Consider the following 26625-nt stretch of genomic DNA (forward strand, 5'->3'; position numbering starts at 1 on the left):
CATGAAAATGTGCGGTGACGATGGCAAGAAGGATCCACCTGTTCCCATCTCGAACACAGCCGTTAAGCTTCTTAGCGCCGAAGGTAGTTGGGGGTTTCCCCCTGTGAGACTAGGACGTTGCCGTGCATATATGGAGAATTAGCTCAGCTGGGAGAGCGTCTGCCTTACAAGCAGGATGTCGGGGGTTCGATCCCCTCATTCTCCATTGATTCGTTAGCTCAGTTGGTAGAGCATCTGACTTTTAATCAGAGGGTCGGGAGTTCGAGCCTCCCACGAATCATTTATCTATGCGGGTGTGGCGGAATTGGCAGACGCACCAGATTTAGGATCTGGCGCCTTCGGGCGTGGGGGTTCAAGTCCCTTCACCCGCATTCCCATCATAGGAAATTTTGTGCCGGCTTAGCTCAGTTGGTAGAGCAACTGATTTGTAATCAGTGGGTCGAGGGTTCAAGTCCTTTAGCCGGCATTATGCGGAAATAGTTCAGCGGTAGAACATCACCTTGCCAAGGTGGGGGTCGCGGGTTCGAATCCCGTTTTCCGCTTAGCAGTTAGGCGCTTTATCCGCCATGCCTTACTGTTATACATTTGCATATTATGCCGGGGTGGCGGAATAGGCAGACGCACGGGACTTAAAATCCCGCGGTGGTTAAACACCGTGCCGGTTCGACTCCGGCCCTCGGCATAAATTGCGCCTATGGCTCAACTGGATAGAGTACCTGACTACGAATCAGGCGGTTGCAGGTTCGAATCCTGCTAGGCGCATTAACGGGAAATAGCTCAGCTTGGTAGAGCACTTGGTTTGGGACCAAGGGGTCGCAGGTTCGAATCCTGTTTTCCCGATAAATGGTATAAAAGCCATTGAAATAAATGACGATGGCGGCGTAGCTCAGCTGGCTAGAGCGTCCGGTTCATACCCGGGAGGTCATGGGTTCGATCCCCTTCGCCGCTATACAGGTTTGGACCTTTAGCTCAGTTGGTTAGAGCAGACGGCTCATAACCGTCCGGTCGTAGGTTCGAGTCCTACAAGGTCCATAGCCGTAATTATCTCATGGAGGATTACCCAAGTCCGGCTGAAGGGAACGGTCTTGAAAACCGTCAGGCGGGTCAAACCGCGCAAGGGTTCGAATCCCTTATCCTCCTTATTTTATTTAAATCTTGGCCTTGCCAAGTGAGTGATAAAATGATATAATTATTCTGTTACTTATCGCGGAGTAGAGCAGTTGGTAGCTCGTCGGGCTCATAACCCGGAGGTCGTAGGTTCGAATCCTTCCTCCGCAATTTCTTTGAAATAAGAATAATTGGTCCCGTGGTGTAGTGGTTAACATGCCTCCCTGTCACGGAGGAGATCGTGAGTTCAAATCTCATCGGGATCGTTTAGTAGAGATACCTGTCTCTGCGGGTGTAGTTTAGTGGTAAAACTACAGCCTTCCAAGCTGTTGTCGCGAGTTCGATTCTCGTCACCCGCTTTATGGACCAGTAGCTCAGCTGGTTAGAGCGTCCGCCTGATAAGCGGGAGGTCGGTGGTTCGAGTCCACTCTGGTCCATTTAATGTGGAGAATTACTCAAGAGGCTGAAGAGGACGGTTTGCTAAATCGTTAGGCGGTTTACACCGCGCAAGGGTTCGAATCCCTTATTCTCCGTTCGATGGATTCGTCGACATTATTATACTTGACGACCCGTTGGTCAAGTGGTTAAGACACCGCCCTTTCACGGCGGTAACACGGGTTCAAATCCCGTACGGGTCATTATTAAAAAGGTCTGGCTCTGCTAGATCTTTTGTTTTATATCTCTAATTTAGAGGTAGATGGTCTGATAGCTCAGTTGGTAGAGCATATGATTGAAGCTCATAGTGTCGGCAGTTCGATTCTGTCTCGGACCATTAGAAAGAAGCGATGATTGCTGTGATCAGCGGTCATCGCTTTTTTGGGTTCATAAACAAATCTGACTGCTGAGAAACAGAAAACTGTTTTTCTTCAGTTTTTTTGTGCATCCAAAAAGCGCAAGTTTCCGCTGAAGTAAATGTGAAAAGAAAATAAACTTAGAAACAGAGCTTGCGCCAGGACTTACTCCAACAGTACAACAGAGAAAAAGAAAGTAAATAGTGATTGAGAGATCTACATATAATGTCTTCAAGTTGCGTGGCAGTTATAGAATGGTATTAATATGAATAGGATTTAGGCTTATGGATTTATTGGTCTTAGGAGTATCGAATAGAAAGTATGATCAGTGCCTATAATAGCTGTGAGTAATACTAGTGGATGAGAAGCTAAATAATTTTTCTAGTGTCAAGTTATCTAACAAACATAGAGCATACAAAAAGCGGTGAACATCACGGACTGACGTTCACCGCTTTAGTTTATAGAGGTAAATTTTTAGTCTTCGAGTGCAGCGTCATTAGGTAAGATCAAGTTTAAAACGATACCAACTAATGCGGATAAAGCTGTACCGGACAGCGTCACGAGATTACCAATTTCCAGTTGTGCACCACCGAGTCCGAGTACGAGAATGGCACTCGCAATGATGAGATTACGCACATTTTGGAAATTAACTTTCTTTTCGATGAGCAATTTCAAACCATTACTTGCGATAGTTCCGTAAAGTAGGATAGACATCCCACCGAGTACGGGATTTGGAATGGTTGAGATGATGGCGGTTAACTTACCGAAGAAACTGACGAGAATCGCTATGACTGCAGCTTGGCGTAATACGTGCGTTGAAGATACTTTGGTTAAACCGATAACCCCTGTATTTTCCCCATATGTTGTGTTGGCTGGGCCACCGAAGAAGGCAGAAACAGCTGTTGCGACACCGTCACCGATCAATGTGTGGTCGAGTCCTGGATCTTTTAGGAAGTTTTTACCAGCGATTTCGCTCAACACGGTGTGGTCTCCAATGTGTTCAGAGATGGTTACTAAAACGACAGGAACAATCGCCCACATTTCAGGGCCGAAGTAGAAATTGTAGTGATCGAACCATGGTGTTTCGAACGGTAAGATGAATTCAGGGAAAGCTAACCATTTCGCTTCGATAATCGGTGTGAAGTCAACCATGCCGAGCGCAATAGCGAGAATGTATCCAGAAATGATAGATACAAGGAACGGTACGATACGTAGGAATCCTTTTGCTTTAGTATTGATGAATGCACAGACTAAGAAGGTGAAGAGTGCCACAACGATGCTCTTCCAGTCAGAGTCAGCGACGAATCCGGCGTTTGTGACCGCAGAACCAGCTAAGCTCAAACCGATAACGATAATCATCGGTCCAATCACGACAGGTGGTAGGAGACGATCGACCCAACCGTTACCGATAACTTTAATGGCGAGAGCAGCGAGAACGTAGATCGCCCCACAGATGATAATACCGGTCAATGCAGCAGAGAAGCCACCGCCCATTTGTTCGATGGCTAACTGCATGGCGCCGATGAAGGCAAAGGATGAACCGAGATAGACTGGTGCTTTACCTTGTGTGAAGAAGTGATAAATCAATGTGCCAAGCCCACTACAGAAGAGTGCCACGGACACGGGCATGCCGAGAATAAGTGGTACGAGGATCGTTGCACCGAACATAGCGAAAACGTGCTGAATACTGAGAATAAGACCTTCGCCAAATGGTGGGCGATCATCGAGATCGTAGCGTATCTTGAGACGTGTAGTATTTAATTCCATAAATGATAAAACTCCTTTTCAGGACATAAAAAAAGTCCCTAGATTTGGTAGTCGGGACCTCTAAAAGCTGAATCGCAGTTTCATGAATATGATGAAAAGCGCCCTTTGTCACCTCACGGGATGATATTAAAGGTACCGCAGACTGAAGAATAGTCTAGTTAAACTCATTTAAAAAGTCAATATGTTTCTTCATACATATATTGCCTGCGTGTTTGGCCTTTGATACAATGAAATGAAAAATGACACCAATTAATAGGCTATATCAGATTGAAATACACCATGCATTGGTTGTAAAATATGGCGGTGTTTTTTATTTTTTGATGCCTTTTATCAGGTGCTAGTCACAAAAAACGTTATAATAAAACTTGAATCAATGTGAACATAAAGGGGTAAGTGGCGTGAGGCACTTTTTTCAAAATAAACGATTAATAGTTTTTTTCTTTAGTATTATCACAGCAATGAGTTTGATTGCTTTCTCGCTGTTTGGAGACCGCTCAGTTCCAATGCCGTTGAACTGGGTGAATGATGTGAATGCGATGGTGGGACGTATCGTTTCCACACCGGCGAATGCCTTCATGAATTTTAGCGACTCGATTACAGAGTTGAAGAATACTTATGAAGAGAACCAATCACTTAAACGTCAAATTGGTACATTACAAGAATTAAAAGTACAGAATCAACGTCTAAAAGAAGATAACGCGGAACTAACGAACTTAATCGGCTTAGCACCGAGTTTGGAAGGCAAGAAGGTTATTGCGTCTTCCGTCATTTCTCGTTCACCGAACGAATGGGTTGAGAGTTTAACGATTGATGTCGGTAGCAATAACGGTATTGAAAAAGATATGTCTGTGATGACCGACGCCGGCTTAATCGGACGTGTGTACGAAGTTGGACCGACCTCCAGCAAGGTGCGCCTGTTGACTTCTGATGCGGATAACCACATCGATGTCGCAGCTGGGATTCAAACGGAGGATGCTATTGAATACGGTGTGGTCAGTGCCTACGATCGTAATAAAAATGAATTGGTGGTTGAACAGGTCGCTGCCGATGCCAAAATTAAAAAAGGCGATGTCGTAACGACGAATGGTCTCGGTGGGGTGTCACCGGAAGGCCTCATTATCGGTGAAGTAACGGAGAGTAGCGTCGATAACTTTGGATTATCTAAACAGATTCGTGTAAAACCGAGTGCGGATTTCAACGATATCCGTCATGTTTTCGTGGTGATGACGATAGGAACTACCGATAAGGAAAATGATGCGGAACCGATCACGATCGAAGAGGATACATTTGTTGATGCGCCGACAACGGATAAGGAGGCAGCAGAGTGATTAAAGCATTCAAACAGTACGCTTGTGTACCACTGCTGCTCATCTTTTTCTTTTATTTAGATGGGGTGTTGCCACTCGTCTTTTTGCGATTGACCGCAAATAATCACTATCGAATGGATCCAGCCATTTTTCTATTGGGTCTCATCTATTTCGCAAAAAAGCTTTCAGACGACCATACGAAGACACTCTATACCACTGCCGTAGTGATCGGCTTATTATTCGATCTCTACTACAATCAGATTATCGGGATTCATCTCTTCATCTGGCCGCTGTTCGTGTACCTCACGCGCCACGTTCGTAAGTTAACGCTCAATCACTTCTATAGTGAATGGCTATGGCTGATTGTGACCGTTTTTCTATATATGCAGGGGATGTACCTCTTGTACCGATTACTTGGATTAAACTACTTCTCATACGGCACGTATTTCATCAATCGTTTCGTCCCATCATTGATTCTCAATGCTTTCCTCGCATTTATCGTGATGGCTGTTCTGAATTATATCGTGAAGTGGATACATGCGGATTAATCATCAACGTCTAGTGCTGACTAGGCGTTTTTCTTTTGGTGAAAAGCAGTTGACCGGGGTGGCCGCATCTGATAGAATAGGAGCGTTGTATTTCCGTTGCACCGGATCTGCAACCGCACATTGTGAGGTTAAGTTTCATGTGAACCCTTACGGTGGCGAGTCTCGGAAAAAATAATGAAATAGGAGGTGCGTAGGATGTACGCAATGATTAAGACAGGTGGCAAACAGATCAAAGTTGTTGAAGGCGAATCAATCTTCATCGAAAAAATTGATGCTGAAGCTGGTGACAAAGTAACGTTTGACGAAGTTGTCTTCATCGGTGGCGACGACGCTAAGATTGGTACACCAATCATCGAAGGCGCAACTGTTGAAGGTACTGTGGAAAAACAAGGTCGCGAAAAGAAAGTGACAACTTTCCGCTATATCAAGAAGAAAGACTCTCGTCGTAAACAAGGTCATCGTCAACCATACACGAAAGTTAAGATCGAAAAAATTAACGGTTAATTCAAATGATTGTTGCTGAATTTAAAAAGAGCGGTGACGATTGGGTCTGTCTCGAAGTTTCAGGACATGCGCTAGCTGGTGAATACGGCCATGACATTGTTTGCAGCGCCGTATCTGTATTGACGATCGGGCTGGCAAACAATTTGGAACGAATGATGACAACGAACATACCGCTTGTTGAATCTGATTCAAATGGTGGCTATCTTCGGATCGAGTGTCCGGAGTCATTAGAGGAAGCAGAGCAGCAAACCTGGCAGTGGCTGTTTGAGAGTACGTACAATATTATGGCGTACGATTTAGAGCCGTCATACGGTGACTATATTGAAGTGCACTGCCATCAGCAATAAGGTTTTAAGGGAGGTACTAAGCGATGTTGAAATTAGATTTACAATTCTTTGCCCACAAAAAGGGGGGCGGATCAACCGCCAATGGTCGTGACTCTCAGTCCAAACGTTTAGGTGCTAAACGTGCTGATGGTCAAGCAGTTTTAGGTGGCGCAATCTTGTACCGTCAACGCGGTACTAAGGTTTACCCAGGAATCAACGTTGGTCGCGGTGGCGATGACACGTTATACGCTAAATGCGATGGTATCGTGAAATTCGAACGTAAAGGCCGTAACCACAAACAAGTTTCTGTTTACCCAGAAGTAGCAGAAGCTTAAAGCTAACGATTTTGAAATGATTGACGCATTCGTTTTCGAGCGAGTGCGTTTTTTTGTACAGCAGAAAGGTGGCAATCATGGCAAATAATGAAATTAATCAAATTTACGATGCGTTAAACGATGCGACAAAATTGACCGCTGAAGCGCTCGATATGAGTTATACCGAAGCCTTGCATGAAACTTTCCAAAATCTCCATCTCAAAGGTGTACAACAATTCGATGGTGAACCGAGCAACGAAGTTAAAGCACAGCTCGAAGAAAAATATCGGATTTTAGAAGGAAAATCGCTCGGTGTCAAAGAGATTCGGTTTTTGATTCAACTGCTGATGCTTGAAGGCGATCGTGTCGATCAATTACCACCGAACAATCAGATGACACCACCGACGATTAGTTTATTGATGGGCGATATTATCGCAAAAGTATTAGAAGGAACTATTGAAAAAACGCAACCGGTAAAACTCACGGACTTGGCAATCGGTACGGGTAACCTGTGGGGTGTCGTTTCTGAGACATTGCGCGCCTTTGGATTTAATGTCGAAGGGAGCGGTGTCGACAGCGATGAACTGATGCTCAGTATCGGTGAACATGCGCTCGCACTGGAAGGGCATGAACCAGAACTCTATCACAGCGACGCGCTACAAAATCTCTATATTCCTAAGTCTGATGTGATCGTGAGCGATCTGCCACTCGGTTACTATCCGAATAAGGCGATTTCGGATCACTATCAGAGCGAAAATAGTCAATCAGAGGGTAACGACCGCGGTCTCAGCTACATTCATCCGTTATTCATTGAACAAGGCTTCCAAGTCATGAATGATGAAGGCTGGGGAGTTTATCTCGTGCCCGGTAATGTGGCTGAAATGCCAGGATTCGATAAGTTACTAGAAACCATCCAATCATTCGGTTACTTGCAGGGGATTTTACAGCTTCCAAGCAATATGTTCAGACAGTCATCGATGAAGAAAGCTATTCTCGTCGTACAGAAGAAAGGCAAACGTGCCGTACAAGCACCTCACGTGCTGATTGGTGAAATTCCGGATATCAAAGATGTCGATGCCGTACGCAAGTATCAAACACGCCTGGAAGAATGGGCGGATGAAGTCCATGATGCACAGGAGAATAAACGCTCAATTTAACTCATCCACAAAACGCAGGCTGCATTGCCTGCGTTTTGTGGATATAATGGAATCGATTGCATCTAGTATATACATGTGATAAAATGATCAACTATTATTGAATAGAATAATGGTTTCAGAAAGGAGTTAGTTAACCGATGATTTATACATTGACGTTGAATCCGGCGATCGATTTGTTTGTTCAGACGGAGAACTATGAGGAAAAAGTCGTCAATCGTACGGAATTTTCTGAGGCAACAGCGAACGGGAAGGGGATCAATGTATCCTTTATCCTGAAGAAGCTCGATGTGGATAATACCGCACTCGGTGTCGGTGGTGGCTTCACCAACAAATACATTGAAGATGTATTAACTGAGACCGGTATTGCTAACGATTTCGTGCATGTCGATGACATGACGCGTATCAATGTGTTCACACAGGTGACGGCTACGGGGAAGGAATACAAACTCGTTAATCCAGGTCCTGTAGTGAGTGACGCTAAGCAGCAGGAATTACTACAAAAACTCGAAGCATTGACGTCTGAAGATGTGTTGGTGATTTCTGGTAGTTTTGCGAAGGGGATTGAACCGAGTATCTTAACGACAATTGCGAAGCTCTCCGAAGCTAAAGGGTTCAAATTAGTGATTGATACGAGCTACAAGGCGGTGCTCGATACGTTAGCGTACCATCCAGCACTGCTCAAACCTAACGATGAGGAGCTGCAGACTTGGTTTGATCTTGATCATGTGCCTAACCGTGAAGAATATATCGGTTGTGGTAAACAGTTGATTGCACGTGGCGCACAAAAAGTTCTGATTTCACTCGGTGCAGATGGCGCAGTGCTGGTCACGGCAGATCGCGTAATCCACGGTACCGCACCGCACGGCGAAGTGGTCAATACCACATGTGCGGGTGATACGATGCTCGGTACATTTATCGCCATGCAACTGGAAGGCAAATCAGATGCAGAGAGTTTGACGCAGGCGATCGCAGCTGGTAGTTCCACAGCGTTTACCTCAGGGTTGACTGACTTTAGTGATGTTGCTCAACTCGCTGAAGATATTACACTCACATCCCATGACTAAGGAGATGACGACAGATGAGAAAATATAAAATTATTGCGGCAACAGGTTGTCCAACAGGGATCGCGCATACCTATATGGCGCAGGAAGCCCTCGAACAAGCCGCTGAAAAACGTGGTATCAGTATTAAAGTCGAAACACACGGTCAGACGGGTATCGAAAATGCATTGACCGATCAAGAAATTCAAGAAGCAGACGGGGTTATCGTCGCTGCCGATAAGGATGTTCAGATCGAACGTTTTGCAGGGAAGCGTGTGATTAATGTTTCGGTATCGAAAGGGATCAAAGCACCGGATGAACTTGTTGATCGTATTTTGAATGATGATCAGGTGCCAATTTTCCAAGCTGAAAAAGCTGCGCAAGAACGTCATTCAGAAAATGAATCGTCCGGTGCAGCGGGGATCGGTCATCAGTTATACGTTTACTTGATGAATGGTGTGTCCCACATGTTGCCACTCGTGGTTGCCGGTGGGGTATTGATTGCCTGCTCCTTCTTCTGGGGGATTCATTCAGCTGAACCGGGGCATCCGGAATTTAACCAATTCGCGTACCTACTGAATACGATTGGTGGCTTCGCGATGAACTTGATGGTACCCGTACTCGCTGCTTATATTGCGGAAGCAATTGCAAAACGATCCGGGTTAATCGTCGGGTTCACAGTCGGTATGATCGCCTACACCAATGGGACAGGGTTCCTCGGCGGACTGCTCGGTGGGTTCCTCGCTGGTGGTGTCGTGCTCTTACTGAACAAGCTATTCAGTAAATTACCAAAGTCGATCGACGGACTCAAGGCGATCTTTATCTTGCCAGTTCTCGGTACCTTGATCGCCGGTCTCGCGATGTGGTACCTCTCCGTACCGATGAAGACGATCAATGAAGGCATGATGAACTTCCTGAAAGAAATGGAAGGCGCGAACCCGATCATCTTAGGAACGATTGTCGGTGCGATGGCAGCGTTCGATATGGGTGGTCCCGTTAACAAGGCGGCTTATTTAACGGGTACAGCGTTATTGGCGCAAGGTAATTACTACTTCATGGCTGGTGTTTCCGCTGCATGTATGGTGCCACCAATCGCTACCGGGTTCTCTGTTCTATTCAATAAAAATGCATACAACGAAAAAGAACGCAGTGCAGGTTACGTTAACTTCTTGCTCGGTGCGACACACATTACAGAAGGTGCGATTCCGTTCGCTGCGAAGAATCCACTTGTTAATATTCCAATCTTTATGATTGGATCTGCGGTGGCTGCGGTATTGTCTTACATGACGAACATCAGCGTGCCAGCGCCGCATGGTGGTTTCATCGTCTTACCGATTGTTAATCGTCCGTTCATCTGGGTGATTGATATTCTGGTCGGTGCGTTGATTGCTGGTATTTTATTAGCGATCGCTGAAGGTCGTGGTCAAACCACAACGACAACTGAGGAAGTAGCGGAAGCTGTAGAAACAACAGACACGACACCGGAACCAGCCCTTGTTGCTGCAACGCCAACTCAGGATAAGACTGCAGATGATTCCTTAGAAAGTATTTTGAAATTAGAATACATTCAAGTGGATGTACCGTGCGATAGTCGTGACGCCATTCTCGATTACTTGAGTATCAGTGCTGAAAAACTTGGCTTAACGGATAATGCGGAAGCTGTCTACCAGAAATATCTCAAACGTGAAGAAAGTGGCTCCACCGGTATGGAACGCGGGATTGCGATTCCACATGCGGAGGACGCCTCTATTAAGGAACCTGCCATGTTGATTTTGAAAGTCAACAATGGTGTGGAATGGGAATCATTTGACGGTCAACCGATCGATACGGTGATTTCATTCCTCATTCCAGCATCTGGTGGTGAGGCACACTTGCATTACTTATCTGAAACGTCTAAACGATTAATGCAGTCTGATTTCGTTGATTGCTTGAAGGCTGCAAAAGACGCAGAAACCATCTACCAATTATTTACCGAAGAAAACTAAAATATTGAGAAAACGTTAAGGCTCTCTAGAGACTATCAGTTGCCAGTTAAAATATGTTATCCTAAGACGATTGAAAACAATGGAGAGTGAATCACGTGAAAAATATCTATATCGTAGCAGCAAAGCGAACCGCCATCGGAAAATTCGGTGGCGGTTTGTGCGCTATTTCAGCCGTTACGCTGGGGCAGACCGTTGTCTCAGACTTATTCAAAACAATTAACCAATCACCGACCATTGCGGATGCATTGATTTTTGGGAACGTTCTCTCAGCCGGACTCGGTCAGAATGTGGCACGTCAAGTTGCTTTGAATAGCGGCATGTCCGATCAGAGCACCGCGTACACCGTGAATATGGTCTGTGGTTCAGGAATGAAAGCCGTCGATCTCGGTATCAAGGAAATGTTGATGGGGGACGCAGAGGTCGTTGTTGTCGGTGGGACAGAAAACATGAGTCGTGCACCGTACGTCTTGCCGAATATGCGTTTCGGTAAAACAATGAACAACGATACCGTCGTCGATACGATGATGAGAGATGGTCTCCAGGATGCCTTTAGCGAACAGCCAATGGGGATCACCGCCGAGAACATTGCTGAGAAATTTAATATCTCGAGAGAACAGCAGGATGCTTTTGCACTAAACAGCCAACAAAAAGCGCAACGAGCGATTGAGCACGGTGCCTTCAAAGATGAAATCACGCCAGTCGAAGTACCAGGACGCAAAGGGGAGACGACCATTTTCGATACCGATGAATTCCCTCGTTTTGATAGTTCGCTCGAAAAATTATCGACGTTGAAATCGGCATTCAAAACGGACGGCACGGTGACCGCAGGGAATGCATCAGGCATTAACGATGGTGCGGCAGCCCTTATTCTCATGACCGAAGACAAAGTGAAAGAATACGGTATTAAACCGCTCGCTAAAATCACCGCCATGGGTACGGGTGGTGTGAAACCGGATATCATGGGTACGGGGCCCATTCCAGCGACAGAACGCGCACTGAAGAAAGCCAACCTCACGATCCAGGATATGGATACGATCGAATTGAACGAAGCGTTTGCTGCCCAGGCGATTTCAGTAATTGATGTATTGCACATGCCAATGGAGAAGGTTAATCCAAATGGTGGTGCCATTGCGCTCGGTCATCCGATCGGTGCGTCTGGTGCGCGTATCCTCGTGTCACTCGTCCACGAACTCAAACACAAAGACTTGAAATACGGCTTAGCGACACTATGTATCGGTGGCGGACAAGGGGTTACCGCCATTATTGAAAACGCTTGAATATTCTTACAAAAATCGCTATAATAAAAAAACACTATAATAAATATGTAAGGAGAGGATAAGATGACAAAAAGCGAAAAGCTTAAAAAGATTGCCGCAATCTTTACGACAATCGGTTTAGTGATCACTGCGATTTCTAAAGTTGCAGAAGTATTAGAAGATTAGTTAATTATTGCATACATTAAGGATGGAAGGTGAATTAAATGGCAACAATCAGCAGTCGTAGTGCAGATGGGACACACAAAACAATTAATACTTTGTTGAAGCAAGATAACTTGTCTGTCCCTTCGATTATCGAAGAGGCACCAGGGATTCGTATTTTTGGAAAGCGTCTGCGGTCGTTTCTATTTAGTACGGATATTGCAACGATTTGCTATACGAATGCGGATGCCATTCTCGCCGTCTATCCTTATACGCCACATCCGGCGATTATTTCAGCCATCTGTCGTGTTGCCAATCAACCAGTCTTTGCCGGTGTCGGAGGCGGTAAAACACAGGGCGTTCGAAGTACTTACCTTGCACTCTCTGCTGAAGCGGAAGGTGCTTCTGGGGTCGTTGTGAATACGCCGATGCCGAATGAGAATGTGACGCAGATTGCGAATATGATCGATGCGCCGATTATTGGAACGGTTGTTTCAGAGTATCAGCTCTATGATCGTCATAAAGCGGGCGTCGATATTTTCAACGTTGCGGGTGGTCATCGTACGCCACAACTCGTTGAACGCATCTCGAAGAAATTCCCAGATATTCCAATCATCGCAACCGGTGGTAAATCCGAAGCAACTATTCGCCAGGCACTGGATGCTGGTGCGGATGCGATCAGTTGGGCACCACCGACGACTGGGGAATTGTTCCGCGTCTACATGGATCGCTACCGTGCCGACAAACGTGAAGAATTCTTGGATGAACACGATGGTATGACCTTGATTCAGTACGAAAAACAAGTCAAAGAACAACAGTTAAAGGATAAAGAAAGGTGATAATCATGAATATTGGTATTTTAGAACCTTTGAATGTTCCAGAGGATACGCTCAAGGAACTCATCCAACCACTGGAAGAGGCTGGACACACGATCACGGTGTATGAAGAGAAAACGACAGATTCAGACGAACTTTACGAACGCAGTAAAGACAAAGATATCGTCGTTATTGCGAATAACCCATACCCTGACGAAGTGATCGAACGACTTGAACAAACGAAGTACATCAATGTGGCCTTCACGGGTGTGGACCACGTCGGTATGGATGCTGCGAAGGAAAAAGGCATCACCGTATCGAATGCATCTGGCTATGCGGGACGTTCCGTTCCTGAATTAGCGCTCGGTTTAACGTTAGCACTCTACCGCAATATTCCAGGATCTAACGACGACACACGTAAAACAGATGATTTCCCAGGTGCCTTCAAAGGTCGCGAAATCTCCGGCAAAACGGTAGGTATCGTCGGCACAGGTAAACTGGGTATCGAAGTTGCGAAACTCTTCAAAGCTTTCGGTGCGAACCTGATCGGCTACAACCGCAGTGAAAAAGACGCCGCCAAAGAAATTGGCCTGGAATACAAAGAATTAGACGATGTGATGGCTGAGAGTGATATCATCTCTATTCACTTGCCAAGCACACCGGATACTGAACGTATCATCGACGCAGATAAAATCGCTAAGATGAAAGAAACAGCCATCTTAGTGAATACGGCGCGTGGTGCCATCGTCGACAACGATGCGCTCGCTAAAGCGTTGAATGACGGTAAGATTTCTGGTGCGGGTGTCGATGTCTTTGATGAGGAACCACCATTGCCAGCAGACACCGCATTGCTCGATGCGAAGAATGCGATCTTAACACCACACATTGGTTTCTTGACGGAAGAATCCATGGTGAAACGTGCGAAGATCGTCTTCGAAAATATCAATAAATTTATTGATGGCGACCCACAAAATGTGATGAGCTAATCAATACCATCAAAAAGGCGCGTAACCCGAGATACAGGGCTACGCGCCTTTTATGTGCGTCGTGCAATGAATTAGTGACCGTCTGCGAAGGTGACCGTATTATTATCGAGCGAAGCGATACGTGCTTCGGAGTAGACGTCGAGACCGAGCGCTTCGAGGCGTTCGCGTCCTTGTTGGAAAGATTTCTCAATGCAGATGGCCACGCCATTCACTTCAGCTTCTGCCTGACGACAGAGATCAACGAGTCCGAGTGACGCTTCACCGTTTGCGAGGAAATCGTCGACGATCAGAATATGATCTTCCGGTGATAAATACTGGCGACTGACGATGATCGTATTATCTTCATCTTTAGTGTAGCTGTGTACAACGGTTTTGTAGACGTCTTGATCCTGTAGGGTGGCAGGCTCTTTCTTCTTCGCAAAAACCATCGGCACATCCAATACTGCAGCCGTCATCATCGCAGGTGCAATACCAGAAGCTTCAATCGTTAAAACTTTTGTAATGCCAGCGTCTTTGAAATGATTGACGAACTGTTCAACGATCCCTTGCATGACAGCGGGTGAAATCTGATGGTTGATAAACGAGTCAACCTTCAGTACGTTGTTCGGGAAAACTTTCCCGTCTTGCTTAATTTTAGTTTTTAGGTCTAACATAGGCTCTCCTCCCAGATATATAGTGACTGATTTTAGGCTAATTTTAATACAACTGTTATGATTTTAAAATAGCGAGACTACCCGTTAGGTCGCGGTTTTGTTAGAATAGACGGTAATTAGAGAGAGGAGTCTATAATGGCTAATCATATTGTATTGTATCAACCAGAAATTCCAGCTAATACTGGAAATATTTCAAGAACGTGTGCAGCGACGGATACGCACTTGCATCTGATCCGTCCGCTCGGTTTCCAAACCGATGACAAGCACCTCAAACGTGCGGGACTCGACTATTGGGACAATGTAATGATTCACTATCACGATAGTCTGGAGGATTTTATGGCATCAATCGGTGATAGCCCATTGTACCTGATCAGTAAGTTCGCCAATCACGACTACACGGACATTGACTACAACGCACATATCGATGAGGATATGTATCTCATGTTCGGTCGTGAAACAACAGGATTACCGGAAGACTTTATGCGTGAGCATGCCGAGCAATGTTTACGTATTCCACAGGATGACAGCAAAGTACGCTGCTTGAACCTCTCAAACAGCGCAGCAATCATCATTTATGAAGTTTTGCGCCAACAAGGTTTTCCTAACTTGGAACGCACGCACCACTACGAGAACGACAAACTCGATTAAGTGTACGTTTTTATTAAGAATGCACGAAAAAGCGGAAAAGCATTAAAATTCGTGTACAATAAGCATAATCACTTTCGGGAAGGAGGGGATGGCGCATGCCTGAACAACCACCGCGTCCCAAGCGGCGGCATCAATCACCCCAAAATATAAAGAAACAACCCACGATGAAGCAACGACCCTCGAAAAAGGAACAGCCGAATCGTCAAAAAAATAATAAACAGAAGGAAACCATCGAAAAACCGGAAACGTTCTTTGAATACGTGAAATTCTATTTCAAGAAATTCCGTATCATCAAATGGACGATTTTCGCGGTTTTGCTATTTGGTTTTATCTTCGAAGCCTATCTCATCGGTGTGGCGAAGACGACGGATGTGGATAATCTCCAAGAACGTCTGCAAGAAACGACGATGATGAAGGATCAGAACGGTAATGATCTCGGCAAGCTCTCCGGAGCGAATGGGACATACGTTTCCATCGATCAGATTTCGCCTGCGGTTCAGCAAGCCGTAGTATCGACGGAGGATAAGCGTTTCTACGATCATCACGGGTTCGATATTATCGGTATCGGACGTGCCATGGCCGGCTTACTCGTTAATCGTCAGATCAGCGGTGGGGGATCGACCTTAACCCAGCAGTTAGTCAAGAACTCGTTCCTAACGAATGAACAGACGCTGCTCCGTAAATTCAAGGAATTATTCATCTCATTCGAAGTCGAAAAAACCTACTCCAAGGATCAGATCCTCGAAATGTACCTCAACAACTCCTACTTTGGGAACGGCGCTTACGGGGTACAGGATGCCAGTGAGAAATACTTCGGTAAATCCGCAGCGGATCTCACGCTCTCTGAAGGAGCGGTACTCGCTGGGGCGTTGAAGGGGCCAAGCATCTATAATCCGGTGGACGATTATAACAGCGCGTTAGAACGTCGTAACCTGGTGTTGCAGTTAATGAACAATAACGGTTTTATCGATGAAAATACGACTCAGACGGCAACGAATGCGGATATGCCGCAGATGAACAACAAGTTGCCGAATGAAGAGAATCCATATCAGTTCTACTTCGATGCGGTGATTGATGAAGCGCGTGATAAATTCGGTATTGCGGAAGAAGACCTCATGCATAACGATTACCAAATTACGACGAACTTGAATACGGCTTACCAGGATGTCTTGAATCGTATTTACGAGGATCGTACGCTGTTCCCGAGTGGTCCGACTGGAGAAGTCGCGCAGAGTGCTAGTGTAGTACTTGATCCGTATACGGGTGGCGTGCTCGCCGTCGTTGGTGGTAACGATGGGCATACCTTCCGCGGTTTCAACCGTGCGACACAGATGCGTCGTCAGCCGGGGTCGGTCATCAAGCCACTCAACGTCTATACACCAGCATTAGAGGCTGGCTACACGCCGTTTGATATCGTACCGGACGAAGTGAAATCCTACGGTGCTGAGAAATATGCACCGCAGAACCACGACTACACGACAGTCGGCCAGCTCTATCTCTGGCAAGCACTTGCTCAGAGTAAAAACACGACAGCCGTGTGGTTGATGAATGAGATCGGTGTCGAACCTGCTATGCATAAACTCGATGCATTCGGTATTCCATACACCGACAGCGATATGGCATTATCCAGCGCGCTCGGTGGTTTCGAGAAAGGAACCTCACCACTCGAAATCGCTGGTGCGTACACCGCCTTCGTCAATAAGGGTAAACGTTCGGAACCGTTCTTCATCAAGAGCATTGTCGATTCGGATGGTAACGAGATTGTTCGCGACCAGGCACCGAAACAGAATAATGCCGTTTCACCAGATATCGCGGAAACGATGAGCAGTATGCTGATGAACGTCTACCAACCGGGCGGAACCGGTGCATCTGCTGCACCTTATGGCTACCAAATTGCCGGAAAGACTGGTACAGTAGAGACTGGTGAAAATATTCCGGGGGTAAACGATCAATGGTTTGTCGCCTATACACCGGATATTGTGGTAACATCATGGTACGGCTTTGATCAGTCCTCTGATGAGAATTATATCTGGAACAGTTCACCGGTGTATTCGGGAACGAACTTCCAGCAGATCATGCAGGGACTGCTCGAACAATCGCCGGGCACGCCATTCGATGTTCAGAATATCCAGGACAATGAGGCGAACCCAGAGATTGACCAGAACCCAGCCGTAGAAGGCGAAGAATCATCCTCGGTCTTCGATACCATCAATGGATGGATCGACCGTGGACGGAATACCGTGAATCGATTTATCGATCAATTTAGATAATCGCCAAGAGAACATGTAGCGCACAGTTAGAAAGGATCATTATCGTGGCAAATATTTACGACACAATTAATGACTTAGAACGTCAAGTACGCGAACTCGACGAATACGCTGCCCTCAAAGCAGCCATGGAAGATGTTAAAGCAGACGAAGAAGCTTCTAATATCTACAACAAATTCCGTGAACTCCAACAAGGTTTGCAGTTGAAACTTCAAATGGGTCAAGAACCTTCTGAAGAAGAAATGACAGAAGCTCAAAACCTTCAAAAGGAAATGAGCGATAACGCATTGATCGCAGCCTTGATGGAAAAAGAACAACAATTAAACCGCGTATTGAACGATGTAAACAACGCGGTCACTAAACCAATCCAAGAAATCTACGCTTAATAGTGTGTGCTAGGCTAACCTAGCGAACGATTGTTCGAAAAAGTCGTGTCTCATGAGCAGACACGGCTTTTTTTGATGGTTGGATATGCTAGAATAGGAGACGATACGGTTTAGAAAGGGTATTATTCATGATTCGTTTTGTACATGCAGCAGATTTGCATTTGGGACGTCCCATGCAGCGACTACAGCACTTCGATCACGAATTGAAGCGCGTTTTAACACACGCTGTGAGTGACAGTTTCCGACATTTAATCGAAACAGCTATCAATGAACAGGTTGATTTTGTCGTCTTCTCTGGCGATATTTACGATCAACCCACAGGTGCGCTCGCTGACCAGCTCCTCTTCAAACGCGGACTGGAACAGCTTGCAGAATACAATATTCCAGCATATATCATCTTCGGTAATCACGACTACGACACGCTCAAATCATCGCACGTGAATCTACCGAAGAATGCGCATATCTTTAGAGATAGTGTGCAATCAATGGAACTCGAAACGAAAAGCGGCGAGACCGTTGCGCTCTCCGGGTTCAGCTACACGACACAGTGGATCAACGAAGATCGCCTAAAGGATTATCCAGAACGCAGTCACGTGACGGACTATCACATCGGGCTCTTCCATGGTGCGGAACGAACGGGAGACAGTGCACGCGATCACTATGCGCCATTTACGAAGGCGGATATGATCGCTCATCACTATGATTATTGGGCACTCGGGCACATCCACGGTGCACATCGTGTCCTCGATGATGACCGCGCCTGGTACGCCGGTAATATTCAGGGCACGCGTGCCAACGAAGTCGGTGCAAAAGGCGCCTTGCTTGTCTCGATCGAACAGGGACAGGCACCGGAAGTCGAACCGTTTGAGACGACGGACTGGCAGTTCCAACCGATCACGATTCCGCTCGATACAGTATCGGATATGGAAGGCCTGCGGATGGCGATTGAACAGGCTATGCGCAAAATGGAAATCACCGCTGTTGAGGAGAGCTTGAACGTACTCGCTGATGTGACCTTAGAAGTAGCGAGTGACGACGGTGAAACGATGGCGACCTATCACCGTTACGCCAAAACACTTGCCGATGAAATTCGTCGTCGCTATCTCAGTAAGTATCACAACGGTGGCGAAGACCGCGTCGGACATGTCATGCTCTTCGACTTGCATCTCGCACTCGAAACCAAAGAAGACACCATTGCGCTCCTGCCATATGAACAGAAAATGGCACTGCAACGTATCGAAACGTACCGCGATCCGGAAGTTTTCGAGACGTTGATTGAACCGCTCTTGAAACACTCAACCTGGGCGAACCGCGTCTGGAGTCAGATCGACCGTCAACAGATGATCGATGATGTCGTGTCGTTTGCGGAACAGCGTTTATTAATGGATGATGAGTCGTAAATCATCGGAAGGAATTACAACTTATGTATATCTCAAAAATTGACATTTATAGCTACGGAAAATTTATTAATCAATCGTACAACCTCCAGGATGGCTTGAACGTCTTCGAAGGGATGAACGGTTCCGGTAAATCGACCGTCATGAGTTTCATGATCAGCGTCATGTTCGGTTTCCCGGATATGCGTCGTCGCGACCAACGTGCCTACGATACCAATCCGCACGCCGTTTACGGTGGTAAGATCTGGCTCGATGATACCGACTACGGGGATGTTCAGATCGAACGTACCAAAGTCAACGGCAAGCAGTCGCTCCACTTCTTCGATCAGGATGGCGAACGTCACGACGTCGACGACTTTGATTTTCTCTTCAAACGTATTACGCGTGAAGACTACACCAATCTCTTCAGTTTCTCTGAAGATGAATTGCTGAACTTCGTCTGGAGTGACAATCAGGAGCTACAACAAAATATTGCGGAACTGACGACGAGTGGGCATCAGCAGATTATGCATAATATCGTGCCGAAGTTACAGCGTGAAGCCGACGACATCTATCTGCCAAACGGTCAGAAACCGTCGTTGAACCAACAGCTCAATGCCTTGGCAACAGAGAATGAATCGCTCGAAGCGGCCGCGCATCAGGAATCACAGTACTTCGAATTGAAACGTCAGTTGAAAGCACTCAACGCCAAACTCGCACAACTACAACACGTGCGTGAAAACCTCAATAAGAAGACGCTCGACCTGCAGCTCGCCGATCAGCAATCCGATCTCGTCCACCAGTTCCAAGCCGCGGAACAGGCCATCGCCAACTACAACTTTATCGGCTTTGCGAAGGACGACTATTATCGCTATCAACAGTTGATGGATAAGAAGAAGATGCTCGAAGCGAGACGCGAACAGCTCGACAGCGTGTCGGATCAGATGTCTGAGGAATCGACCGATACGACCGACGAACTCAACAGTGGGATACAGTGGATTCTCGATCACGAATCGATCAGCGCCGATCTCGTTTCGGAAGCACGCGCCTACCGCCAGTTTGCGAATGAGGATTCCGAGATTCACGATCAGATCGTTCAGAAACGCTATCGCGAACGTTCCTTGCTCGCGGCATTAGGGGTGCAATCGGTCGACGAATTGCCAGAACCGCTGAGCGAAGAAGAAAATAACGAATGGCTCGAACGTAAGAAGGATATCGATAACCGTCGCGTCTTCTACCAAAATACGAAGTCCGGTCTCGAAAACCTACAACAACAGCGCACCGACCTCAGCGAGGAACGCAAAGAAGTCATGGCCGATTACGATGACTTCAAGGAATACATGCCGAACCTCATCACCAGCTGGATCAAGACGTTCGGCTGGGTCTTGCTCGGTATCGGCGTGCTCCTGATCATCGCCTTCCTCTTCACACAGCGTAATTTCCTCGTCGGTAGCGGGATCGCCTCGCTCGTCCTCGGTGGGCTCTTCGCACTCTTCGGTTGGTATCAGAGCTCGAAAGGGAAGAAATTTGCCGAACAGGAAGACAAGAACTACCGCCTCGATATTCGCGATATTGATAGCGAACGTGCCGAATTGCAGCGTCGTATCGACGATCAGAACGATCAGTTGAACGAACTTGAAGAACAATCGAAGACGTTCAACAGAGACGTGAAAGAACTCGTCAAAGCAAAAGGTGGTTCCGACGCCGTTTCAGCGCTCGTATGGCTGCAGACGGACTACGCCGATCAAATTCATCGCCTTGAAGAGGACATCAACGAACTCGTGAAATCCTCCGGTGTTGGACGCTTTTCCAAAGGGCATGAAGCGCTCTGGGAAGACTACCAGACGGCATTGGACGGCGAACGCTTCTCCATGGATGTTGTCTACCGCACCTTCGAAGATCAATACGCCGAAGCGAAACAGTATCAGGGCGATCACCAATACGAATTACGTTCAAAAGCTCAGCATCAGACGGATCAACGTGAACTCCTTCGCGAAACGAACCGTATTGACGACGCGTTGAACAATTTGATGACGCGTTACGAATACGATGACTTCTCATTCTTCGAAGCGGACATGGCGAAGGAACATGAAATGGCGGAACAGAAGCGTGAACGCGATCGGCTCAAACAACAGCTCAACCAAGCCGTGATGTCCTACAACTTGGCAGACGCTGCGATTGAAACGCAGATTAGCGATAATCAGAGTCGCCTCACTCAGATTAACAGTCAGATCAACCAGACCGTCAATACCATCGCGCGCATCAAGCAGAAGATGGATGACCTCGAACAACAGGGACTCGTCGACGAACAGAAACAAAAACTGCGTGACTCGCTGGATAGCGTCTATGAAGCGTCCGTTGACTGGGCGAGTCGCCAACTTGCGATCGACGCCTTAACGAGTCAGGTCAGTGACTTCGGTAGCGATCAATCTCAAGCCGTCCTCTCACAGGCCGGCCGCTACTTGAATCGTCTCTCAGAAGGTCGCCTCGAAAAACTTGCCTTCAACGACAAACAGCTTGCCCTCGTGATCGACGGTGAAACCCGTGACGCCATTCAGCTCTCACGCGGGGAACGATTGCTGTTGTTCATGGCCTTGCGTCTCGCCTTCATCGACACCGTCCTACCGGATCAGGCATTACCGATCCTGATCGACGAAGCGTTCGCACATCTCGATGACGAAACGCGCGATGCGGTCTACACATTAATCGCAGAACGTGCCGAACAGGGACAGGTCATCCTCTTCACGCATGACAGTCGCATCGAAGAGTGGGTTAACCGCGATCAGCTCACCGTGCTCAATCGTTAGTAGGTGAATGTGATGACAGACTTACCACGTATTAACGACTATCCGGTCGGTGATCATTTCGAACTGTTCGTTCTCATCAAGAACGCCGAACTGAAAACCGACCGCAACGGCAACAACTATCTCGCCTTCACCTTCCAGGATAAATCGGGCACAATTAACGGCATGCACTGGGACGTGACGGATCGTGATATCGAACAGTTCCAACCAGGTGAAATTGTGCTGCTCAAGGGGTACCGCGAACTCTACAACGGGAATCCACAGGCGCGCATTCAGGACATGCGTCTCAAACGTGCCGATGAGAATAAGGAGATTACTGATTTCCTCGAGGATGCACCGGCTGCAAAAGACGACATGGTGGCGGAATTTCGCAAATACTTGGAAGCTATCACGAATGAGAAGATTCTCGCGATTGTGCGTGATCTCCTCAATCAGAATGCGAAAGACTTCTTCGATTACCCGGCAGCGAAGACGATTCACCACGCCTATCCGGGTGGGCTCGCTTTCCACACGCTATCGATCCTGCATCTCTGTGAAGCGGTCGCGAACCAATACGACGGCATCAACAAGAGCCTCCTCTACGGCGGCGCGATGCTTCACGACATGGCGAAAGTGATCGAATTCCATGATCCCTTGAGTGCCGAGTACACCATGCAGGGCAAACTGATCGGCCACATCAGTCTGATTGCTGAAAAAGTTTCGCTCACTGCTGAAAAACTCGGCTACGATCAGGATGACGAAGCCGTCGTGTTATTAAAGCACATGTTGCTGGCACATCACGGCCAGCAGGAATACGGCAGTCCCGTGCGCCCACAGCTCATGGAAGCCGAAATCCTGCATCATCTCGATGACCTCGATGCAGACATGAATCAGCTCCTCAAAGCCAAAGAGCAGACTGAACCGGGTGAATTCTCGGGTCGCTTGTTCGCGATGGACAACCGCGCCTTCTATCGTCCGAGTGAGGAAATGGAAGAGTAACGAAAATACTAGATAACGTCAGTGAAAGTCTTAAATTTAAGATTTTTCGCTGGCGTTTTTTGCTTGTTATTGATTATTTGGGAAAATATTTACAATTTTTGCTACTTGAATTTTATCAATAAATGATATATAAGAGTATTGTAAGTATTTTTAGAGTATAAATACACAGACTAACATTGCTATAATTTAGAACTTTTAACATAATTAATTTGTATTTGCATCAACAAAAAGTATATAATTGTTCTTCTACTTTGGTAGTTAGTGTATTTAAGATTTTCTAAATACTTATTTTTATCTTATTATTTACTATTTTTTTACAAGGAGGTTTCTCATGGTTAGTAAGAAGAATTTTAAGCTTCTGAAAGAACGTGACGCACAGCGTTTCTACCGTTATGCAATTAAGCGTCTTTCAGTGGGCGTAGCTTCTGTTGCCGTGTCTGCGGGTTTGCTATTTGTATCTAATGGCATCAGTGTGCACGCAGCAGAAGTCACCGATAGCCAAGTCAACGAATCTTTTGTTGGCAATAATGTAACCGTTTCAGAAATCGGGGGGGGGGTACGACGATTCGCTATTACTCGATGAAGTAGATAGCGAAGCCGACGCTCCTGAATCTGAAACAGAAACTAATGATGTCGTTAGTGATGATTCTGAAGCTGTTCAAGTAGAAAATGAACAACAAGAAACACCATCTGTTTCTGAAGAAAAACGTGAAGTTTCATCTGAGGAAACAGATGCACAAATCGAAGAAGATTCACAAGCAGAAGAATCTTCTCAAACAGTTGAAACACCTGAACAAGCATCAGAACCTCAAAAAGAAGTAGCGGAACAACCAGCTATTTCTGATGATGTACAGCGTGTTGAACAAACACTTCCTCAAGAAGCAACTGCACCTGAATATCCAGAACTCCCAGCAAGTATTTCTCCGGATGCCACTTTCCATGACTTGTTAGGGAGTGATGACCCAGCTGTCAAAGAATGGTTAGGTCAAATTGGTGTAGAAAACTTTGACACTTTAGATTTAAATCAAGAAGCAAAAGATGCGTTAGTCGCTTATGCGACATCGGATAAGAAAATTCCATTTGCAAACTTTGCGGCTCAGACTCGTGAAGTTGGGCAGAATGTCAATGATAATGTTCATATGGATAACATTGATTTAATCATTGTTGACAATAGAACCGGTCAAGAAAAAACAGATATTTATAGTGATGGAACAGAAAATTTAGGTAAGGATACTTATCAAAGATTCGGAGCAGATAGTCTTACCATACGAGCAGACTTTACAGTAGATGATAGTGTTAAAGCGGGAGATTATTTTGAGATTGATCTTGGAGATTCTTTATACTTAGGAACCCCATATACTGAAACTAAGGATCTAAACATTATGTTTGCAGATGGTACTCATCTGGCTGAGGGAACGTATGAAGGCTATCCTTCAACAAATAATGTTATTAAGATGGTCTTTACTGATGCAGTTGATCGGTATCAAAATATACATGGTAATTTTTCTTTTGGCGTAGGGGCAAAAGAAGAAACTATAACGGAGCAAGATACTCTCTATCCTTTCAGTTTTAGTCTAGCTGGTGAAGAACATTCTGAACAGTTAAAAGTAAATTATTGGTTAGCAGAAGAAGCAAAGGGTAATCCAAATAGTGGGATAGCTCCGCTTCGTTTCTTGAGTCAAGATGGAAAATTTCAAGTTGTTTCCTATTTGAATGCTACTGGGGAAGACTTCCAATTTGGCCAGGATGAGAACGGTAAAAATTTAGCTCCTCGTTTGACCTTCTATGATAAGATCGGTGATCTAAATGTTGAAGATTTGACTTATAGGGTATTTAAAGTAGACAGAGGAGTCTTAAATCTTAACGGAAATAAGTTATCTAAGTATTCTGATGGCATGTTCATTGATGTAAATAACTTACCTTCCGGACTAGAAGAAATTACAGATGAAGTAAGTGAGGTTGATAATCCAAATCCTAACCAAAAAACAATCCGTCTTGGAAACGATCAAACTTCAGTATTAAATAAAGGGAAAAACTTGATGGCCGATGGTCAGCAACTCATTATTGTATGGGAAATGCCAGGTGAACCGGGCGGTATGAAAGATTACGTAACTATGTATGAACAACCTGGGATATCTTATACATTAGATCGTGGACTCACTTATTACCCTAATGTCCAAAGTAGTTACTCTGAAGGGGACAACACTGTAGCTACACCGATTAATCCAGATACGGAAGAAGAAACATTTAAGATTGGTGATTATATTTGGATTGACGATGGTGATGGCGTTCAGGGTGGCGAAAGTGATAAGCCATTCCCTAATGTTCGTGTGACATTGACTGACCAAGAAGGAAATGTCCAAGAAACCACCACGGACGATGAAGGTAAATATGAGTTTACTGACCTTTCAAAGGGTTACTACACCATCAACTTCGAAACGCCTGATGGCTATCGCTCAACCACAATTGGTAGTGGTGATCGAGAAAATGATTCAAATGGGACACAATTGATTCTTTATCTCGACCATGAAGATCTCAGCTTCGATACTGGTTTCGTCAAAGAAGAAGTAGCACCAATCTATAACTACGAAATGACAGTTGAAGATGAAGCTTACGACATCGAAATCACTGAAAACAAAGATCTCGAACCAAACAGCATTAAATTGGTTCAAAGTGGTGAAGATGGACGTATCCGCTACATCTACAAATACGACTCTTCTAAAGATTATCCAAAACGTGAAGATGGTCAGAGTGAAGCAGAATACTTCAAAGAATACTTCACTGAAGTTGACAGCCACATAGAAAAACCGATTCGCCCAGCGATTATTGGATACAACTTCGATAAAGCTGTTCAGGACATCGAAAACAATGGCGATGGCACTGTAACAGTTATCTTCCAAGATGGTGATACTAAGGTTATGGAATTACCTAAACCAGAAGCACCTAAAGGCGATACTATTGAGGTCGATCGCACCAATGAAGAAAATGGCGAATATGTCATCATCATTAAAGGCCCAGATGGCGAAGTTAAAGAAACCATCCCTGTGAAAAATGGTGCGGATGGTAATTCCTTCTTAGTTGAAACAAACAAGGTAGATGAAGGAACAACAGAAGTCATCTTCTTCTATGACAAAGACGGTGATGGCAAATACACTGAAGGCATTGATCAATTAATCGATCACGATTACATCCGTGACGGTCAAAACGGTAACGATGGTGAAGATGGTGATGACGGACGCACCCCATCTGTAACTACTGAACGCGATGAAGAAGCGAAGACAACAACGATCACATTCTACTTCGACGTGGACGGCGACGGTAAATACACCGAAGGCGTAGACGAACTCATCCGTGAAGAAATCGTTCGTGACGGTCAAAACGGTAACGATGGTGAAGATGGTGATGACGGACGCACCCCATCTGTAACTACTGAACGCGATGAAGAAGC

General features: G+C 45.8%; 21 protein-coding genes, 18 tRNA genes, 1 rRNA gene and 1 other annotated feature. Of the genes, 38 read left to right on the forward strand and 2 right to left on the reverse strand.

Annotated features, from left to right (window positions below; genetic code table 11):
• Positions 1-10: 10 nt before the first annotated feature.
• The 19 genes from rrf to ACWOEX_RS06225 all read left to right on the forward strand — a co-directional run bounded on the left by rrf (position 11) and on the right by ACWOEX_RS06225 (position 1879).
• Positions 11-126: ribosomal RNA gene (gene rrf, locus ACWOEX_RS06135) — 5S ribosomal RNA — on the forward strand.
• A 6-nt stretch (positions 127-132) separates the two neighbouring features.
• Positions 133-205 (forward strand) — tRNA-Val (locus ACWOEX_RS06140).
• A 2-nt stretch (positions 206-207) separates the two neighbouring features.
• Positions 208-280 (forward strand) — tRNA-Lys (locus tag ACWOEX_RS06145).
• Positions 281-289: 9 nt separating this feature from the next.
• Positions 290-371: transfer RNA gene (locus tag ACWOEX_RS06150), tRNA-Leu, on the forward strand.
• A 22-nt stretch (positions 372-393) separates the two neighbouring features.
• Positions 394-466, forward strand: a tRNA-Thr gene (locus ACWOEX_RS06155).
• Positions 467-470: 4 nt separating this feature from the next.
• Positions 471-542, forward strand: a tRNA-Gly gene (locus ACWOEX_RS06160).
• Positions 543-596: 54 nt separating this feature from the next.
• Positions 597-682, forward strand: a tRNA-Leu gene (locus tag ACWOEX_RS06165).
• 6 nt (positions 683-688) lie between these two features.
• A tRNA-Arg gene (locus ACWOEX_RS06170) sits at positions 689-762 on the forward strand.
• A 4-nt stretch (positions 763-766) separates the two neighbouring features.
• Positions 767-840, forward strand: a tRNA-Pro gene (locus ACWOEX_RS06175).
• 35 nt (positions 841-875) lie between these two features.
• A tRNA-Met gene (locus ACWOEX_RS06180) sits at positions 876-949 on the forward strand.
• Positions 950-958: 9 nt separating this feature from the next.
• Positions 959-1032 (forward strand) — tRNA-Ile (locus tag ACWOEX_RS06185).
• Between the two features lie 18 nt (positions 1033-1050).
• Positions 1051-1140: transfer RNA gene (locus tag ACWOEX_RS06190), tRNA-Ser, on the forward strand.
• 65 nt (positions 1141-1205) lie between these two features.
• Positions 1206-1278 (forward strand) — tRNA-Met (locus ACWOEX_RS06195).
• 22 nt (positions 1279-1300) lie between these two features.
• Positions 1301-1373, forward strand: a tRNA-Asp gene (locus tag ACWOEX_RS06200).
• A gap of 22 nt (positions 1374-1395) precedes the next feature.
• Positions 1396-1466, forward strand: a tRNA-Gly gene (locus ACWOEX_RS06205).
• A 4-nt stretch (positions 1467-1470) separates the two neighbouring features.
• Positions 1471-1544, forward strand: a tRNA-Ile gene (locus tag ACWOEX_RS06210).
• 8 nt (positions 1545-1552) lie between these two features.
• Positions 1553-1640, forward strand: a tRNA-Ser gene (locus ACWOEX_RS06215).
• Positions 1641-1673: 33 nt separating this feature from the next.
• Positions 1674-1745, forward strand: a tRNA-Glu gene (locus tag ACWOEX_RS06220).
• Between the two features lie 61 nt (positions 1746-1806).
• Positions 1807-1879 (forward strand) — tRNA-Phe (locus tag ACWOEX_RS06225).
• A 493-nt stretch (positions 1880-2372) separates the two neighbouring features.
• On the opposite strand, the gene ACWOEX_RS06230 is transcribed toward ACWOEX_RS06225, so the two are convergent.
• Entirely contained in the window at positions 2373-3665 is a 1293-nt protein-coding gene (locus tag ACWOEX_RS06230; protein WP_455298707.1) for a uracil-xanthine permease family protein, read from the reverse strand.
• A gap of 398 nt (positions 3666-4063) precedes the next feature.
• On the opposite strand from ACWOEX_RS06230, the gene mreC reads away from it, so the two are divergent.
• From mreC to ACWOEX_RS06285, 11 genes are all read left to right on the forward strand, one after another.
• Positions 4064-4993: a rod shape-determining protein MreC gene (mreC, locus tag ACWOEX_RS06235; RefSeq protein WP_455298708.1), complete on the forward strand. Its 930-nt coding sequence runs from the start codon at positions 4064-4066 to the stop codon at positions 4991-4993.
• Complete coding sequence (mreD, locus tag ACWOEX_RS06240; RefSeq protein ID WP_455298709.1) at positions 4990-5520, forward strand: rod shape-determining protein MreD; 531 nt, start codon at positions 4990-4992, stop codon at positions 5518-5520. The genes mreC and mreD overlap by 4 nt, the downstream gene beginning before the upstream one ends.
• A 101-nt stretch (positions 5521-5621) precedes the next feature.
• Positions 5622-5693, forward strand: a sequence feature (ribosomal protein L21 leader region).
• 22 nt (positions 5694-5715) lie between these two features.
• Positions 5716-6024, forward strand: coding sequence for a 50S ribosomal protein L21 (rplU, locus tag ACWOEX_RS06245; protein WP_455298710.1), 309 nt, complete (start codon positions 5716-5718; stop codon positions 6022-6024).
• 5 nt (positions 6025-6029) lie between these two features.
• Positions 6030-6371 (forward strand): ribosomal-processing cysteine protease Prp, encoded by a 342-nt coding sequence (locus ACWOEX_RS06250; protein WP_455298711.1) that lies wholly within the window; start codon positions 6030-6032, stop codon positions 6369-6371.
• A gap of 23 nt (positions 6372-6394) precedes the next feature.
• Entirely contained in the window at positions 6395-6685 is a 291-nt protein-coding gene (gene rpmA / locus ACWOEX_RS06255) for a 50S ribosomal protein L27 (protein WP_455298712.1), read from the forward strand.
• A gap of 77 nt (positions 6686-6762) precedes the next feature.
• Positions 6763-7821 carry a class I SAM-dependent methyltransferase gene (locus ACWOEX_RS06260; RefSeq protein ID WP_455298713.1) on the forward strand — a complete coding sequence of 353 codons (1059 nt, stop codon included), beginning with the start codon at positions 6763-6765 and terminating at the stop codon, positions 7819-7821.
• 137 nt (positions 7822-7958) lie between these two features.
• A complete protein-coding gene (pfkB, locus tag ACWOEX_RS06265) occupies positions 7959-8885 on the forward strand; it encodes a 1-phosphofructokinase (RefSeq protein ID WP_455298714.1) in 927 nt (308 codons plus the stop codon).
• A gap of 14 nt (positions 8886-8899) precedes the next feature.
• Positions 8900-10846 (forward strand): fructose-specific PTS transporter subunit EIIC, encoded by a 1947-nt coding sequence (locus ACWOEX_RS06270; protein WP_455298715.1) that lies wholly within the window; start codon positions 8900-8902, stop codon positions 10844-10846.
• Positions 10847-10941: 95 nt separating this feature from the next.
• Positions 10942-12123: an acetyl-CoA C-acetyltransferase gene (locus ACWOEX_RS06275; protein WP_455298716.1), complete on the forward strand. Its 1182-nt coding sequence runs from the start codon at positions 10942-10944 to the stop codon at positions 12121-12123.
• A 203-nt stretch (positions 12124-12326) separates the two neighbouring features.
• The gene (locus ACWOEX_RS06280; RefSeq protein ID WP_455298717.1) at positions 12327-13103 is read left to right on the forward strand and encodes a hydrolase; all 777 of its coding nucleotides are present in this window, start codon (positions 12327-12329) and stop codon (positions 13101-13103) included.
• 5 nt (positions 13104-13108) lie between these two features.
• Positions 13109-14065, forward strand: coding sequence for an NAD(P)-dependent oxidoreductase (locus ACWOEX_RS06285; protein ID WP_455298718.1), 957 nt, complete (start codon positions 13109-13111; stop codon positions 14063-14065).
• 71 nt (positions 14066-14136) lie between these two features.
• On the opposite strand, the gene ACWOEX_RS06290 is transcribed toward ACWOEX_RS06285, so the two are convergent.
• Positions 14137-14718, reverse strand: coding sequence for a xanthine phosphoribosyltransferase (locus ACWOEX_RS06290; protein WP_455298719.1), 582 nt, complete (start codon positions 14716-14718; stop codon positions 14137-14139).
• Between the two features lie 135 nt (positions 14719-14853).
• On the opposite strand from ACWOEX_RS06290, the gene trmL reads away from it, so the two are divergent.
• The 8 genes from trmL to ACWOEX_RS06330 form a co-directional block, all read left to right on the forward strand.
• Positions 14854-15366: a tRNA (uridine(34)/cytosine(34)/5-carboxymethylaminomethyluridine(34)-2'-O)-methyltransferase TrmL gene (gene trmL / locus ACWOEX_RS06295; RefSeq protein WP_455298720.1), complete on the forward strand. Its 513-nt coding sequence runs from the start codon at positions 14854-14856 to the stop codon at positions 15364-15366.
• A 95-nt stretch (positions 15367-15461) separates the two neighbouring features.
• Entirely contained in the window at positions 15462-17636 is a 2175-nt protein-coding gene (locus tag ACWOEX_RS06300) for a transglycosylase domain-containing protein (RefSeq protein WP_455298721.1), read from the forward strand.
• Positions 17637-17680: 44 nt separating this feature from the next.
• Positions 17681-18019 (forward strand): YlbF family regulator, encoded by a 339-nt coding sequence (locus tag ACWOEX_RS06305; protein WP_455298722.1) that lies wholly within the window; start codon positions 17681-17683, stop codon positions 18017-18019.
• A gap of 128 nt (positions 18020-18147) precedes the next feature.
• Positions 18148-19419 (forward strand): metallophosphoesterase family protein, encoded by a 1272-nt coding sequence (locus ACWOEX_RS06310; protein WP_455298723.1) that lies wholly within the window; start codon positions 18148-18150, stop codon positions 19417-19419.
• A 23-nt stretch (positions 19420-19442) separates the two neighbouring features.
• Entirely contained in the window at positions 19443-22202 is a 2760-nt protein-coding gene (locus ACWOEX_RS06315; protein WP_455298724.1) for an AAA family ATPase, read from the forward strand.
• Between the two features lie 12 nt (positions 22203-22214).
• On the forward strand, positions 22215-23177 hold the full coding sequence (locus ACWOEX_RS06320) for a 3'-5' exoribonuclease YhaM family protein (protein WP_455298725.1): 963 nt from the start codon (positions 22215-22217) through the stop codon (positions 23175-23177).
• Between the two features lie 331 nt (positions 23178-23508).
• The gene (locus ACWOEX_RS06325) at positions 23509-23760 is read left to right on the forward strand and encodes a YSIRK-type signal peptide-containing protein (RefSeq protein WP_455298726.1); all 252 of its coding nucleotides are present in this window, start codon (positions 23509-23511) and stop codon (positions 23758-23760) included.
• Between the two features lie 361 nt (positions 23761-24121).
• Positions 24122-26625: SdrD B-like domain-containing protein (locus ACWOEX_RS06330; RefSeq protein WP_455298727.1), on the forward strand; the 2504-nt coding region annotated here is incomplete at its 3' end.

The sequence above is a fragment of the Aerococcus vaginalis genome (genome assembly GCF_053762225.1).

Excerpts from the sequence above, each read along its gene's own strand:
- ACWOEX_RS06230 (WP_455298707.1), bottom strand. The coding sequence starts at position 3,665 with ATGGAATTAAATACTACACGTCTCAAGATACGCTACGATCTCGATGAT.
- rplU (WP_455298710.1), top strand. The coding sequence starts at position 5,716 with ATGTACGCAATGATTAAGACAGGTGGCAAACAGATCAAAGTTGTTGAA.
- ACWOEX_RS06250 (WP_455298711.1), top strand. The coding sequence starts at position 6,030 with ATGATTGTTGCTGAATTTAAAAAGAGCGGTGACGATTGGGTCTGTCTC.
- rpmA (WP_455298712.1), top strand. The coding sequence starts at position 6,395 with ATGTTGAAATTAGATTTACAATTCTTTGCCCACAAAAAGGGGGGCGGA.
- ACWOEX_RS06260 (WP_455298713.1), top strand. The coding sequence starts at position 6,763 with ATGGCAAATAATGAAATTAATCAAATTTACGATGCGTTAAACGATGCG.
- pfkB (WP_455298714.1), top strand. The coding sequence starts at position 7,959 with ATGATTTATACATTGACGTTGAATCCGGCGATCGATTTGTTTGTTCAG.
- ACWOEX_RS06270 (WP_455298715.1), top strand. The coding sequence starts at position 8,900 with ATGAGAAAATATAAAATTATTGCGGCAACAGGTTGTCCAACAGGGATC.
- ACWOEX_RS06280 (WP_455298717.1), top strand. The coding sequence starts at position 12,327 with ATGGCAACAATCAGCAGTCGTAGTGCAGATGGGACACACAAAACAATT.
- ACWOEX_RS06285 (WP_455298718.1), top strand. The coding sequence starts at position 13,109 with ATGAATATTGGTATTTTAGAACCTTTGAATGTTCCAGAGGATACGCTC.
- ACWOEX_RS06290 (WP_455298719.1), bottom strand. The coding sequence starts at position 14,718 with ATGTTAGACCTAAAAACTAAAATTAAGCAAGACGGGAAAGTTTTCCCG.
- trmL (WP_455298720.1), top strand. The coding sequence starts at position 14,854 with ATGGCTAATCATATTGTATTGTATCAACCAGAAATTCCAGCTAATACT.
- ACWOEX_RS06300 (WP_455298721.1), top strand. The coding sequence starts at position 15,462 with ATGCCTGAACAACCACCGCGTCCCAAGCGGCGGCATCAATCACCCCAA.
- ACWOEX_RS06310 (WP_455298723.1), top strand. The coding sequence starts at position 18,148 with ATGATTCGTTTTGTACATGCAGCAGATTTGCATTTGGGACGTCCCATG.
- ACWOEX_RS06315 (WP_455298724.1), top strand. The coding sequence starts at position 19,443 with ATGTATATCTCAAAAATTGACATTTATAGCTACGGAAAATTTATTAAT.
- ACWOEX_RS06320 (WP_455298725.1), top strand. The coding sequence starts at position 22,215 with ATGACAGACTTACCACGTATTAACGACTATCCGGTCGGTGATCATTTC.
- ACWOEX_RS06325 (WP_455298726.1), top strand. The coding sequence starts at position 23,509 with ATGGTTAGTAAGAAGAATTTTAAGCTTCTGAAAGAACGTGACGCACAG.